At 52.3% G+C, this 13,844-nt stretch carries 11 protein-coding genes; 5 read left to right on the plus strand and 6 right to left on the minus strand.

What is annotated here, in order from left to right; genetic code table 11:
- Positions 1-17: 17 nt before the first annotated feature.
- Positions 18-833: an AraC family transcriptional regulator gene (locus On2M_RS03705; RefSeq protein ID WP_187253677.1), complete on the minus strand. Its 816-nt coding sequence runs from the start codon at positions 831-833 to the stop codon at positions 18-20.
- A gap of 231 nt (positions 834-1,064) precedes the next feature.
- Between On2M_RS03705 and On2M_RS03710 the strand changes: the two genes are divergently transcribed.
- Positions 1,065-2,027, plus strand: a complete 963-nt coding sequence (locus tag On2M_RS03710) for an Rpn family recombination-promoting nuclease/putative transposase (protein ID WP_210904394.1) — start codon at positions 1,065-1,067, stop codon at positions 2,025-2,027.
- A 26-nt stretch (positions 2,028-2,053) separates the two neighbouring features.
- Here On2M_RS03710 and On2M_RS03715 read toward each other — a convergent pair whose 3' ends face one another.
- Complete coding sequence (locus On2M_RS03715; RefSeq protein WP_187253678.1) at positions 2,054-3,466, minus strand: PLP-dependent aminotransferase family protein; 1,413 nt, start codon at positions 3,464-3,466, stop codon at positions 2,054-2,056.
- Positions 3,467-3,643: 177 nt separating this feature from the next.
- Between On2M_RS03715 and On2M_RS03720 the strand changes: the two genes are divergently transcribed.
- The 4 genes from On2M_RS03720 (at position 3,644) to On2M_RS03735 (ending at position 6,547) form a co-directional block, all read left to right on the plus strand.
- Positions 3,644-3,808, plus strand: a complete 165-nt coding sequence (locus tag On2M_RS03720) for a DUF1127 domain-containing protein (RefSeq protein ID WP_151224510.1) — start codon at positions 3,644-3,646, stop codon at positions 3,806-3,808.
- A 146-nt stretch (positions 3,809-3,954) separates the two neighbouring features.
- Positions 3,955-4,419: a MarR family transcriptional regulator gene (locus On2M_RS03725; RefSeq protein ID WP_151224511.1), complete on the plus strand. Its 465-nt coding sequence runs from the start codon at positions 3,955-3,957 to the stop codon at positions 4,417-4,419.
- A gap of 6 nt (positions 4,420-4,425) precedes the next feature.
- On the plus strand, positions 4,426-5,493 hold the full coding sequence (locus On2M_RS03730) for an HlyD family secretion protein (protein WP_210904395.1): 1,068 nt from the start codon (positions 4,426-4,428) through the stop codon (positions 5,491-5,493).
- Positions 5,483-6,547, plus strand: coding sequence for a DUF2955 domain-containing protein (locus On2M_RS03735; RefSeq protein WP_210904396.1), 1,065 nt, complete (start codon positions 5,483-5,485; stop codon positions 6,545-6,547). Before On2M_RS03730 ends, On2M_RS03735 begins: the two co-directional genes overlap by 11 nt.
- Positions 6,548-6,635: 88 nt before the next feature.
- Here On2M_RS03735 and symE read toward each other — a convergent pair whose 3' ends face one another.
- The 4 genes from symE to On2M_RS03755 form a co-directional block, all read right to left on the minus strand.
- Positions 6,636-6,980 carry an endoribonuclease SymE gene (symE, locus tag On2M_RS03740; protein WP_210904397.1) on the minus strand — a complete coding sequence of 115 codons (345 nt, stop codon included), beginning with the start codon at positions 6,978-6,980 and terminating at the stop codon, positions 6,636-6,638.
- A 223-nt stretch (positions 6,981-7,203) separates the two neighbouring features.
- A complete protein-coding gene (locus On2M_RS03745; RefSeq protein WP_210904398.1) occupies positions 7,204-10,470 on the minus strand; it encodes a type I restriction endonuclease subunit R in 3,267 nt (1,088 codons plus the stop codon).
- Positions 10,471-10,563: 93 nt separating this feature from the next.
- Positions 10,564-11,979, minus strand: a complete 1,416-nt coding sequence (locus tag On2M_RS03750) for a restriction endonuclease subunit S (RefSeq protein ID WP_210904399.1) — start codon at positions 11,977-11,979, stop codon at positions 10,564-10,566.
- A complete protein-coding gene (locus tag On2M_RS03755) occupies positions 11,969-13,588 on the minus strand; it encodes a class I SAM-dependent DNA methyltransferase (protein ID WP_210904400.1) in 1,620 nt (539 codons plus the stop codon). Before On2M_RS03755 ends, On2M_RS03750 begins: the two co-directional genes overlap by 11 nt.
- Between the last annotated feature and the right edge of the window lie 256 nt (positions 13,589-13,844).

Raw genomic sequence — 13,844 nt, forward strand, 5'->3', positions numbered from 1 at the left:
CTACGCCTGGCATAACGCTATTTATTGTCTGAAATTGATCGTCCCAACGCGTACTGGCGCGGTGTTGCTGCGGTGTAGCGGACAAAGGTGCGGTGGAAATGACTCTGGTCGGCAAAACCGCTCTGATAGCCGACATCGGCAATCTCGTCCCCGGCACGAAGCCGCTGGCGGGCATAGTCAATCCGCAAGATATTCAGATAACTTGCAGGCGTGAGTCCTGTGTCCTGCTTAAAGGTACGGATCAGTGTTTCTTTACGCATGCCGCACTCTTGCGCCAGATTGTCCAGCGAGGGCGGAGCCAGCAGATTGGTCTGCAACCGTTCACGCAGATACTGGCTGGCGGTGCTTTGGTTTTCCGGTGTTACCGATTGCAATGGCAGCGAGCGCAGCAATGCTTGTGCGGCATCCGTTATCTGCGTCGTTTGCCGTTGCTGCATAAGCGCCACGAGGTTCATATAGTGCTGGAATAATTGCGGGTCGCGAATAACGGGATCGCGCGAGCAAAGCATTTGATTGTTGTTGAGCGCAGGCAGATGGACAAGACACCACCGGACATCAAGATAAAGCATGTGATAGCTGCGAAACAGTCCGTTCACGGGATTACAGCTGTGTGGCACCAATGGCGGGATCACAATCAGATCGCCCACTTTCAGGTGATAATCTTTTCCATCGCACTGGCTGCATGTTTCCCCCTCAAGAATCGCCCCAATCGAGAGCTGAGAGTGGTTATGACGCTTATAGGCCTGCTGGCTTTGCCAGGTGCTGCGTAGTTCCAGCCACGGGAGCTGTTCGTCTCGCCAGAACGATTGTGGAATATCCCGGGTATGCGTCACATCGTGTCCTCCCTGAAAGTGATGGTTTGTTATAACACAGGCCGTGCGGTCAAAAAGCGGGAATGCGCATTGAAATAGTGATTCTGCGTGATGCGTTCCAGACAATTGCAGACGTTACAACGGGACGTTTTTATCTCTGAAAACGTCTCGCAAAGAGAGAAAGTTGCAGGTGAGGGGGGCGGTTTTGCGGCGCTACAGTCACAGCATCTTATTCCCAGGTGACGGATCGCCATGAACAAAACACCGACTTCCACGCCGCATGATGCGGTCTTTAAAACGTTTTTGCATCACCCTGAAACCGCTCGGGATTTTCTCCAAATACATCTTCCCGCTTCGCTGTGTGAACTTTGTGATTTTCAGACGCTGAAACTCGAGACAGACAGTTTCATTGAAGAGGAATTACGTGCGTACTATTCCGATGTGCTGTGGTCTGTGAAAACGACGGATGGGGATGGGTATATTTATGTCGTGATTGAACACCAGAGTACACCGAATGCGCATATGGCATTCAGGTTGATGCGCTATGCGGTTGCGGCCATGCAGAAGCATTTAGATGCCGGGCATCAGCAGTTGCCGCTGGTGGTGCCGATGTTGTTTTATCACGGCGCTAAAAGCCCGTATCCCTACTCGCTGTGCTGGCTGGATGAATTTGCCAGTCCGAAATTGGCTCGTCAGTTGTATGCTGCGGCATTTCCGCTGGTGGATATTACGGTTATTCCGGACGATGAGATTGTGCAACATCGGCGTATGGCGTTGCTAGAGCTAATACAAAAACATATCCACCAGCGCGATCTTATGGGACTGGTTGAGCAAATTGTTTCTCTGTTAGTTACCGGACTGACTAATGACAGTCAGATAAAGACGCTGTTTAATTATATTTTGCGTACAGGCGATGCACCTCGATTCAGGGAGTTTATTCGTGGGGTTGCCGAACGTTCACCGCAGCATAAGGAGCATTTGATGACGATTGCGGACAGATTGCATGAGGCTGGATTTCAAAAAGGGTGGCTCGAAGGTCAGCAGGAAGGCCAGCAAAAAGGTAAACAAGAAGGTAAACAAGAAGGTCTAATTGAGGGGCAGCGAGCTGAGGCGCTCCGTATTGCACGCACCATGCTGGCAGACGGTATCGATATCAACACGGTACAAAGAATTACCCGACTTTCTGCTGAGGATATCCAGGGATTAAGCCACTAGACAGAGGCGAAACCGGGCGTACCGATTTACTCCATCGCCACCTTCACTGCTTCTCCGAGTTTTTGCATCACTTCCCGATGCTTCTCATCAGGCGGCAATGCGCAGTTGATGCGCACACAGTTGCGATACTTTCCGGATGCGGAGAACAGCGATCCCGGAGCGACCTGTATTTTCAACCGACAGAGCTGCTTAGCCACGCAGACCATATCAACCTGCAATGGCAGTTCGACCCAAAGCATAAAGCCACCTTTTGGTCGTGTAACGCAGATTCCACAGGGGAAGTATTCGCGCACCCAGCAGGTGTAGATTTCCATATTACGCTGATAAATCTGGCGCATACGCCGGACATGGCGATGATAGTGGCCTTCGCGCACAAAGGTTGCCGCTGCCAGCTGCGTGGCGGGAACATTGGTGCCGATAACGGCGTATTTTTTATGCAGAAGTTTGTCATGATAGCGCCCAGGAACAACCCAACCCACGCGCAGACCCGGTGCAACGGATTTGGTAAACGAACTGCACAACAGCACCCGACCGTCGATATCCCAGGAGTGGATGGTGCGCGGGCGCGGGTATTCTGTTGCCAGTTCGCCATACACATCGTCTTCAAAAATAACAATATCGTGCCGTTGGGCGAGGGCGAGCACAGCGCGTTTACGTGCATCCGGCATAATAAATCCGAGGGGATTATTGCAGTTGGGGACCAGGATCACGCCTTTGATGGGCCACTGATCCAGCGCTAATTCCAGTGCTTCAATACTGATGCCGGTATCCGGATCGGTTGGGATCTCAATAACCTTAATCCCTAAGCCGCGCAGTAGCTGCATCGTGCCGTAATAGGCGGGCGATTCTACGGCGACGATATCTCCTGGCTGGCAGACCGACAATAGTGCCAGCGACATTCCACTCTGGCTGCCGCTGGTGATCACGATATCATCCGCAGCCACTACCGATCCGCCGTCCAGCATCAGACGGGCAATCTGATTGCGCAGTTCACGGCATCCAGCCAGTTCGTCGTAGCCCAGCACCGCACCTAAATTGTGTTGCACCACGCGACTTAACTCGCGCCAGAGCGGTTTCAGGCTGGGTTGATTGATATCAGGGACGCCGCTGCTGAAAGGGATTATCGATTTATCTGCATGACCTGCCAGCATGCTCAGCACCTGATCCCACTGGGTTATCTCCACCGGACGCTGGACCGGGCGCGACATCAGCGGCACCGGCGGCTGCGCTTTTTGCGGCGCGACAAAGTAGCCCGAACGTGGCTGCGGGGTGATCAACTGCCGCTGTTCCAGCATCTGATACGCCTGCTGCACGGTGCTGATGCTCACCCCGTGTTCCTGGCTCAGGCTGCGCACCGACGGCAGTTTCTCGCCATGGCGATACAGCCCCTGCTCAATGCGTTCGGCCAGCAGTGTGGCCAGATGTTGGTAACGCGTCATGCTGTATCCCTCGTTATTGCCATACAGATTGATAAACCAATACAGAACGGTGGAAAAAACCGTGTGCAGATACTGTTTTAATCAATCTGTATGTTAAATAAAAGTACTTTTTGAATCTGTATTGTCAGGCAGTAAATCCGAGAAGATAAAGCCTCTGACAAGGTGAGGAGGTGGGGTATGGAATTTCACGAGAACCACGCAAAACAGCCGTTTATTGGGTTGGTGCAGATCTGGCGGGCATACAAGGCATGGCGGCTGCGAGCGCAAACGCGGCGCGTATTGCAACAGATGAGCGACGAGCGGCTGCGGGACGTCGGGCTGCGACGCGATCAGGTGGAGTGATTTCTTTCATTGACAGAGGCTGGGGTTATCGCCCCGGCCTCTTTTGTATTCACGGCATTTATCAATTCATGCTTCTGAATGATGTGTTTCTTGATACTTACTATGATAAGTATTATTTTCTTCTCAGTGATGAAGGGGAAATAAGCATGACTGAAGATGAACTGTTTGCCCGCCGCCCGATGGGAATGCGCATGGCGATGGTGGTGCGGCAGTGGCGGGCTATTATTGATGCAGCTATTACTGACACAGGCCTGACGCAGTCAAGCTGGACGGTACTGATGCAGTTGTATCAACTGGGAGATAACGTCTCGGTCAGTGAACTGGCCCAGGTGCAGGGTATTGAACTGCCGCCGCTGATGCGCACTCTCTCACAGCTGGAAAAGCACGGCTATCTGCTGCGTTCCACATCGCCTTATGACAAACGCATTCGCCTGCTCACGCTGACCGCGCAAGGCCGAGCAAGGCTGGAAGAACTCAACCGGGTGATTGAGAACTACCAACATCGCGTCACGTGTACCATCCCAGAAGCGGAGCTTGCCGCCTTCAGCGCGACCTTAAATCAACTCGCCTGCAATTTGCGGACAATCCGCGAAGAAGACAATCAACACTAAAAAACTATGATGACCCCAGAACAAAAATTTGCCCGTTGGGTAAGGGTGAGTATTGCCGCTTTCCTGGTAATATTCGCCTGGTTTATCGTTGCCGATATCTGGATCCCGCTGACGCCGGACTCCACGGTGATGCGCGTGGTAACGCCTGTTGCCTCACGCGTATCCGGCTACGTCTCGCAGGTACATGTCCATAACAATAGCCCGGTGAAAAAGGGCGACTTGCTGTACGAACTGGATCCGACGCCGTTTATCAATAAGGTCGAGGCTGCGCAAATCGCCCTTGAGCAGGCAAAGCTGAGCAACCAACAGCTGGATGCGCAGATCGCCTCTGCGCGTGCCAATCTGCGCACCGCGCAATTTAACGCCCGGAACGACAAGACCACCTTTGACCGCTATCAGCGCCTGAGCGCCATGCAGAACGTGTCGCAAGCCGATCTCGATAAGGTGCGCACCGCCTGGCAAACCAGCGAGCAGTCGGTGTCGGCGCTCAATGCCAATATTCAGAACCTGCTGATCCAACGCGGCGAGCGCGATGAAAACCGCAACGTGACGCTGCAAAAATACCGTAATGCACTGGAAGAGGCACAACTGAACCTCGGCTGGAGCAAAGTGTATGCACAGACCGATGGCACGGTGAGCAACCTCCAGCTTAGCCCCGGACTGTACGCCACCGCCGCCACGCCGCTGCTGGCGCTGGTCAGCCACCAGACTGATATCGTGGCCGACTTTCGTGAAAAAAGCCTGCGCCACACTCGCGTGGATACCGATGCCGCCGTGGTGTTCGACGCCATGCCGGGCAAGGTTTTCTCTGCTCGCGTCACCAGCAGTGATGCCGGTATTCTGGCGGGACAGGAGCAGGTTAACGGCCAACTGTCGCAGCCGGAACAGTCCACCCGCTGGGTGCGCGATGCACAGCGGATGCGTATTCACGTCGCGCTGAACGAACCGCTCGACACGCCGTTACCGACCGGGGCGCGCGCCACGGTACAGCTGTATAACAGCGAGGGGATGTTCGCCCGCACTTTTGCCGGGGCGCAGATCCACCTCGTTAGCTGGCTGCACTATGTCTATTAACACCCTGGCTCACGTCTTTACGCCGCACGGGAATATTGTCTACACCGCCAATGATTTTCGCCAGACCCTGCGTATCTCGGTTGCCGGGACAATCGCGCTGAGTATCTCGACCTTCTACAACGTGCAGTACGGCGTGTTTTTTGTGGTTTATCCGCTGATGCTGCTGTCGCTGGTACCGGTGTTCAACCGCCATGTGGCAAAACAGTTTGTGTTCAGTGCGGCGGTGAACTGCGTTGAAATGGTACTGATTGTCGGCTATCTCTCACAATGGCCGCTGATTATGACGCTGGTGGTATTTGGCCTGTACGTGATGCGTTTTCGTTTGATGAGCAAAGGACCGCTGTTTCTGTTCGGCTCAATGGGCGTGGTGTGCCAGAGCACGATGCTCAACTTTATGAGCTATCCCACCACCAACTGGCATACGCTGATGTTCTCCAATATGGAAGCCTGCGTCATGGCGGTGGTGCTGAGCGCGTTGCTGCATTATCTGATCCCGGACGTGGAACCCCGCCAGCCGCCGCCGCGCATTGAGAAAGATGACGCCCGGGTTCGCCACGAGTCGCTGCTTTCCGGTTCGGTAGCGACAATGATTTTTGTGGTCTTCCAGATCTGCGATTTGAGTGATTCGCTGTCGGCGCTGATGGCGGGGATTTTGATCCTGTTTCCGATGCATTATCGCGGCGCGGTGTTGAGCTCTCTCTGGCGCGTGGTCGGCGTGGTGCTGGCTTGTCTGTACATTCTGCTGGTGCAACTGCTGGTGTATGATTTCAGCAATCATATGCTGTTGATGATGCCGCTGATTGGCCTTGGACTGGCGTTCAGCGCCCGCCTGCATGTAATGGAAAAAGTCGGTGCGGGCGTGGGTTTTGCCAGTATCACCACCATCGGCATTATGTTCGGCCAGAACCTGCACCCGGACAGCGATCTGGTGTTCAGCGATCTCTACCGCATCACTTCCGTTACCGTCGCGCTGCTGGCCACGTTAACGATGGTATTTCTGGTGCACCGCGTTTTGAACTGCTTTGCGGCGACACGATTTGTGATTACCGAGTGAGTGGGGGGCCTGTGCTGGATGGCGGCTGCGCCTTATCCGGCCTACGGGAAGCGGAATTTCCAGGCCCGGTAAGCGCAGCGCGCGGGGATTATCCCTGTCTGCGTGTCTTGGCTGAAATTACGTCGATAAACTCCTGCACCTGCTGTTGCTTACGCGCGGACAGCTTGCACACCCGACGCAGCGACTGCAATAACGCGGGCTCTTCCGGCTCCGGCAGTTTTGCCGTCAGCACGATGCAGCCTGGCATCACTCTGACATCGAATGGGGTTCCGGTGGTAAAACCGGCGACAGCCAGCCACTGGCCTTTCATAATAATTGCCGGCACATGCGTGTAATCCGGATAACGACTCGCATAGCTGACGGTACCGAGACGATTATTTGCCGGGGAGACTTCTGGATCGCACGGATCTGCAATAGAATGGACGATAGTCATAATGGCTATTCCTTGAAAATAGTGATTGTGATGAGCGAGGCGCTCGTGTTGCAGCACGGGCGTCTTGCGATAAAAAACACCTGTAAATCTACCCAGTAAATAAAAATAAAGCCAGCTGAAAATAGACAAAAATAAAGACGTTACTGGAAATATTGATGGGGTGATTAAATTGATGGGAAATATAAATCAGGCCGGATAAACAGAGCGTCATCCGGCCATAAAATTAATGCACGGTATTAATCTGGTGCAGCTTAAAATTCTCCGCCTGCGCCAGCACGCCCATATACACATCGTCATTCGCCACCGGCGGGAACTTGTGTTTATGCAGCAGCAGAATCAGCTCTACCTTCAGTTTCGCTTTAATATCATCACGCTTGCTCCAGTCGGGGTACTTCGACGTGTTATCGACTACCGCCTTCATCTCCTTCGCCAGCGCCAGCATCTTGTCTTCTTCGTAGGTGAACTGATACTTATCGCGCATATGCGCCAGAATGTCGTAAAAGGCTTTCTCTTCAATATCAATCCCCATCTCGGCATAGGTGCCCATTTCGGTTTTAATATCGTAGATAATGTCGGTCATCTCCTGGCTGAAATGATCGAACTCTTCACCGTTGAGGACGTCATCTTCCCGACGCTCGTTATATTTATCCATAATGGACTGGAAACGACGGGTGAAATTAATCCCCTGAAGCTGGTTGATCTGTTTAAAGTCGCTGATGGCTTTTTCCAGCAGCTTTTGCAGCAGCTGGATTTTGGTGGCCGGCAGTTTGATCTTATTAATGCGTGCCAGATAATCGTCGTCGAAAATATCGATCGATTCCGCTTTCTTGTCGCCAAGGAAAAACAGCTCTTCCACGCCGTCGGCTTTCAGCGCTTCGGCGATCATTTCGCGCACGCGGGCGTTCATCTGCGTAACGTCCGGCGCGTCGCCTTTGGTCAGCTTGAAGACGATAGAGCGCACGGCAATATAAAAATGGATATGGTCGCGTTCGGCCTGCGACAACGCCTCGCTGCCGCAGCAGACGTCATAGGCCGCTTTCAGCCGCTTCACCAGCCCCATAAAGCGGCGTTCCAGCTTCTGGGTGCGCAAGACAAATTCTGCCGCTAGGTTCAGACAGGCAAGTTGCGCCTGCGGCTCGCCGCTGAAATAAGGGCGGCTGTCGAATTCATGGAACACCTGGGCCAGCAGATCGAGATGGTTTTTTACCTCAATCACCGACTGCTGAATATCTTCAAAGTTGGTGGCGTCGATGCGCGAATACATCGCCAGTGCTTGGTTCATCTGGCGCTTAATGCCAATATAGTCGACGACCAGCCCTTTGCTTTTGCCTTCCAGCTTGCGGTTAACGCGGGAGATGGTCTGGATCAGGTTATGCTTTTGCAGCGGCTTATCGATATAAATGGTGTCCAGCTCCGGCACGTCAAAACCGGTAAGCCACATATCCACCACAATGGCGATTTTGAAGTTCGACTTCGCGTTTTTGAACTGTTTATCCAGCTCTTTGCGGTACTCTTTACTGCCCAGCAGCTCGTACAGTTTCGCGTCATCGTCTTTACCGCGCGTCATCACCATCTTGACCATTTCGGACGGCGGCAGATCTTTCTCCTCCTGCTCGGTCAGTTCAACCCCATCCGGGGCCTGTTTCACCTCAAACCACGCGGGACGAAAGTCTTTCAACTGACGATAGAAATCCCAGGCAATCTCGCGGCTGGCGCAGACAAACATCGCTTTGCCTTTCACCGTGGAGCCTTCGGCGACACGTTTTTCATAGTGTTTCGCAAAGTCTTCCGCCAGCGCTTTCAGGCGGTCTTCATCGCCAAGAATGGCGTTCATGGTGGCGCTGGCTTTTTTGCTCTCGTCGATTTGCCACTCGTTGGTGCCCGCATTGGCGCACTCTTCGTAATACTTTTCCACCTCTTCCAGCTTACCGGCATCGAGGATGACCTTCGCGGCGCGGCCTTCGTAGACGATGCGCACGGTGATCTCATCCTGCACGGATTCGGTCATGGTGTAGCTGTCGATGATGTTGCCAAAGACTTCCATCGTGGCGTCGATAGGCGTGCCGGTAAAACCAACGTAGGTGGCCTGCGGCAGTGAGTCGTGCAGATATTTGGCGAAACCGTAGGTTTTGCGCACCTTGCCGCTCTCTTTATCGACGATCACTTTCTGATCGAGGTTAACCTGGCTGCGGTGCGCTTCGTCGGAAATACAGATGATATTGCTGCGCCCGGAGAGCAGTTCGGTATCTTCGGTAAATTTATGGATAGTGGTCAGGAAGACGCCGCCGCTGTTGCGACCGGCCAGTTTTTCCCGCAGATCGTCGCGGCTGGTGACGGGCACCACGGTGTCGTCGCCGATATAGTTTTTGGCATTGCACATCTGCGCCGAGAGCTGATCGTCCAGATCGGTGCGGTCGGTGATCAGCACGATCGTCGGGCTGGCGAATTCGACGCTTTTCATCAGCAGACGGGTTAAGAACTGCATGGTGTAGCTCTTGCCGCAGCCGGTCGCGCCAAAGTAGGTGCCGCCCTTGCCGTCGCCGAAAGGTTTACGCGCTCGTTCGATGCTGTAGTACAGCTTGCGCGCCGCATAATACTGCGGGTAGCGGCAGCAAATTTTCACTTCATGTTTGGCTTTATCCGGGAAGCAGATAAAGTTTTTAATCACGTCCAGCAGGCGGACCGGCTGAAACAACCCCTGAATCATCGAGTGCAGGGACGGGATGCCGTCCTGCTCGCGGTTTTCATTGCCGGTGACTTTACGCCAGGAGTAGAAATACTCGTACGGCGCAAACAGGTTGCCCATGCGGTTATTGACGCCGTCGCTGATAATGCACAGCGCGTTATAGACAAACAGCTGCGGAATATCGCGGCGATAGCGGGTGCAGAGCTGTTTATACGCATCGCCAATATTGGCTTCCTGCTCGCGCACCGCGCTTTTAAATTCAAACACCACTAACGGCAGGCCGTTGATATACAGGATGGCATCCGGAATGCGCGGCTGGTTTTCTTTGCCGGTGATGGTCAGCTGATTGACGATTTTTACCCGGTTCAGCGGCTGGGTAAGATAATAACCTGCCGGCGTTTCCGCGGCCTGTTGCAGCGGAACCTCTTCGGTATCGAACAGTTCACGCAGCGCGGCGGGCAGGTGCCGGGTGTCGAGCAGTTCGATATAGAGATCTTTCTGCTGGCGATCGTCGCGTTTAAACAGGAAACCGTTGGCCAGCCAGGAGCAGAAAGTTTTATTGCTTTCATAGAGATCGGAGGCGGGCAGGGTGGTGAACTGTTTGATCAGCCGCTGGATCTCCTCTTCGGTGATGCCGTCGGCCTGATAGCGCGCGGCGAGGTAGTGGCGAAGATCGTCTTCGATAATCACCTGATCGAGGCTGGAACGCGGCACATTATCGCCGATCAGGTGCTGATAGCCCTGATCCTGTAACAGTTCAATTATCGCCTGTTCTAACTTCGCTTCACTGAATGAGAGATGCATATCTCGCTCCGGCCCTGGCTGATTTCTGGTAAGAGTTCCTGTAACAGAGAAAACCTTAACAGAAAGCCCCTGATTTTTCAGGGGCAAAATGCGTTATGCGGGTTCGGTTTGAGCTACTAAATCTGGCAGATCCTCCAGGGAGAGCTCGCCGGAGATGAGTTTGGGGAGCAGGGTGTCGCGGAGGGCGGTTAATGCGTTTATTTGTTCTGTATTGCTCACTACTTTTCCAAAGTGTTGGTGAGCTAATCGTGTAAATTCATCTACTATATTTTTAGACGGGATAACTAAACTAATAGTTTTAAAGGCGCCTTTGCTAATTTCTGCAAATGTCGTTCCTCCTGCCATACCTTTGATATCATCCATAATATTTTCAAGCCAGTAGATAATATATTCTGGTGATAAATTTTTAGATGAAGGAATAGCTATATACCCTTGGTTTATAGCCATAGGCGTTTTAGCAAGTGCTAAATATCCTATTGGTGCTCGCGATGACATCAAAACTGTATCAGTCGGTAATAAACCAGATGATATTTTTTTCAAACCTAACTCTGTAATTTTTTTGCTGGTATCCAATAATACTTTACTATCATTACCTGTTAAGTCTTTAGGTGATGTCCAATGAATAGTGCCGTTTTCCCAAAAATCTGCATTTGAAGTACTTGGTGTTGAGCCACCTTTAACAACTAATTCGTCGCCAGCAGTGGATATTTTCCAACCTTTTGGCACCCAACCCAACTCTGTTTCTTCAAATTCCGCCGGGAACAGAGCACGAATATCCGCCGGAAGTGGTTTGAAATCTGCACTATTGCGTACTTTTTGACGCAGTTCGGCGCGGGATTGCATCGCTTCCGGGATTGAGTTTCCCGCGTCCAGCGCGTTATCAATCACCGGGTCGAAATCTACAAACCAGGATTTGAACAGGGTTTGGGATATTTGTTCTAGGGTTTTATTAATAGCGTTACTATTAATTATTCGATCGTTAATTTCATCCAGTATCTTTGCCATTTCACATTGCAAATGATATTCAGGATAGGGAATTAATATTGACTGAATAACTGCAGGGCTTAGGTTTGGTTGTCCGCTTCCCGAAGCATTGTTAAACAATATGTTTTGATACTGCTTAGTTGTTAAAATATAATATAAATAGCTAATATTGAGTTTTTTTTCATCGGCAATGAATTTACCTACACGTTGATTTAGATAGGGGACTTTATCTCCATCAAAGGATAAGCGACCAACTCTCCCAACACTGCCTTGCCCGGTCATTGCGATTAGTACATCACCATTATTTAATCTGAATTTATTTAGACCTTCAACTGTTTTGGAAGTAACGCATTGACTATCTTCAAGAGTAACAAACCCGTCTTGAATATTTTTAATCTTAATAACAGGATATCCAATATCTGTAAAATCTTTACTCTTAAATGCATAACCGGATATGAAAGTACATCCATCAGAAACCGGGGCTAGAGGAAATTTAGTTTTTCCTAATGGGGAATTATAAACCATAACCCAGCGCCTCCAGGTTCTGGCGAATGGCTTTATCCAGTTCTTCCGCCTGCTTCATTTGTTCAAATAACGTCTTCGACAATTCACGCATTTTGGTTTCAAACGCCACGCCGTCGTCTTCCTGCTCGGTGGCACCGACATAACGGCCCGGCGTCAGCACAGAGTCGTTTGCCTTGATCTCTGCAATGGTCGCGACTTTGCAGAACCCGGCCCGATCGTCGTACTGCGCCAGCTTGCTGTCGCCGCGCTTCACGCGTTCAGCCAGCTCTTCCGGCGTGCTGCGCCATGCATGGTAGGTGTCGGCGATGGTGGCGATATCGTCTGCCGTCAGCTCTAAAGTGGTGCGATCTATCTTAGTGCCGAGGTTACGCGCGTCGATAAACAGCGTTTCGCCCTGACGGTTGCGATAGCCTTTGGCCGGATCGGCTGCCTTCGATTTGGTCATAAACCACAGGCACACCGGGATCTGGGTGGTGTAGAACAACTGGCCGGGCAGGGCAATCATGCAGTCGATTAGATCGTTTTCGATCATCTGCGCGCGGATCTCGCCTTCGCCGCTGGTGTTGGAGCTCATTGAGCCGTTCGCCAGCACAAAACCAGCGGTACCGTTTGCCGACAGCTTGGAGAGCATATGCAAAATCCAGCCGTAGTTGGCGTTGCCGGTTGGCGGCGTGCGGTAGCCGGCAAAGCGCGGGTCTTTGGTCAGCTCGGCGTCGTTACGCCAGTCTTTCAGGTTAAACGGCGGGTTGGCCAGGATATAGTCGGCTTTCAGGTCCGGGTGCTGATCGCTGAAAAAGGTATCCGCCGGGCGCTCGCCGAGGTTGGCGGAGAGGCCGCGAATGGCGAGGTTCATCTTCGCCAGCTTGTAGGTGGTGGCCGTCAGTTCCTGGCCGTACAGGGCGATATCGCGGCTTTTCCCCTGATGGCTTTCAACAAACTTCACCGACTGGACAAACATCCCCGCCGAGCCGCAGCACGGGTCATAAATTTTGCCCTGAAACGGTTCGAGCATTTCGGTCAGCAGCGTCACCACGCATTTTGGCGTATAGAACTCACCACCGCCTTTACCTTCGGTGGCGGCAAACTTGCCGAGGAAGTATTCGTACACGCGACCGACCAGGTCTTCTTTCGACAGCGCTTCCACGTCAGTTTCATGGGCCAGCGTTTCGATGTTGTCGATGGTATCGATCAGAGACGCCAGCTTCTTGGTTTCCAGATTCTGACGGCTGAAGTAGTTGTCCGGCAGCGCGCCTTTTAGCGTCGGGTTGCGCTTCTCAATGGTTGAGAGCGCGGTATCAATGCGTACGGCAATATCATCCTGCTTGGCGTGCTGCTTGATGAACGACCAGCGCGCCTCTTCCGGCAGATAGAAGATGTTGTCCTGCTGATAGAAGACTTCCATTTCGAGGAAATCACCCTGGCCCTCGTCTTTCATCTTCTGACGGCGGGCTTCAAACTTATCGCTGATAAATTTGAGGAACACGAGGCTCAACACCACGTGTTTGTACTCGGAGGATTCAACGCTGCCGCGAAGCTGGTTCGCGGTATCCCATAATGTGTCTTCAAAGCCTTTCTTTGCTTTGGCTTTTTTCGTTGGTGCTTTGGCCATGATGAACTCAATCAGGAAAAATTTGGGGGCTATTGTAGCGATAAAAGCGGCGAAATTCGCCCCCCTCACTCAATCTCCAGCTCATCAAACAGCGGTAAATCCACATTCTGCAACGCTTAACACGGATCGCTTTTTCGTGCCGGTGGCGCTTTTCCTGGCCTGGTTTGTCCGGCATCGGTGATGCGATAGCTCATGCCTTTACGGTTAACCATCCTCTGCCGGATGGCGGCTGCGCCTTATCCGGCCTACTAAAGTT

Origin of the sequence: Citrobacter sp. On2M, from assembly GCF_018035235.1 — a bacterium.
GTDB lineage: Bacteria > Pseudomonadota > Gammaproteobacteria > Enterobacterales > Enterobacteriaceae > Citrobacter > Citrobacter meridianamericanus.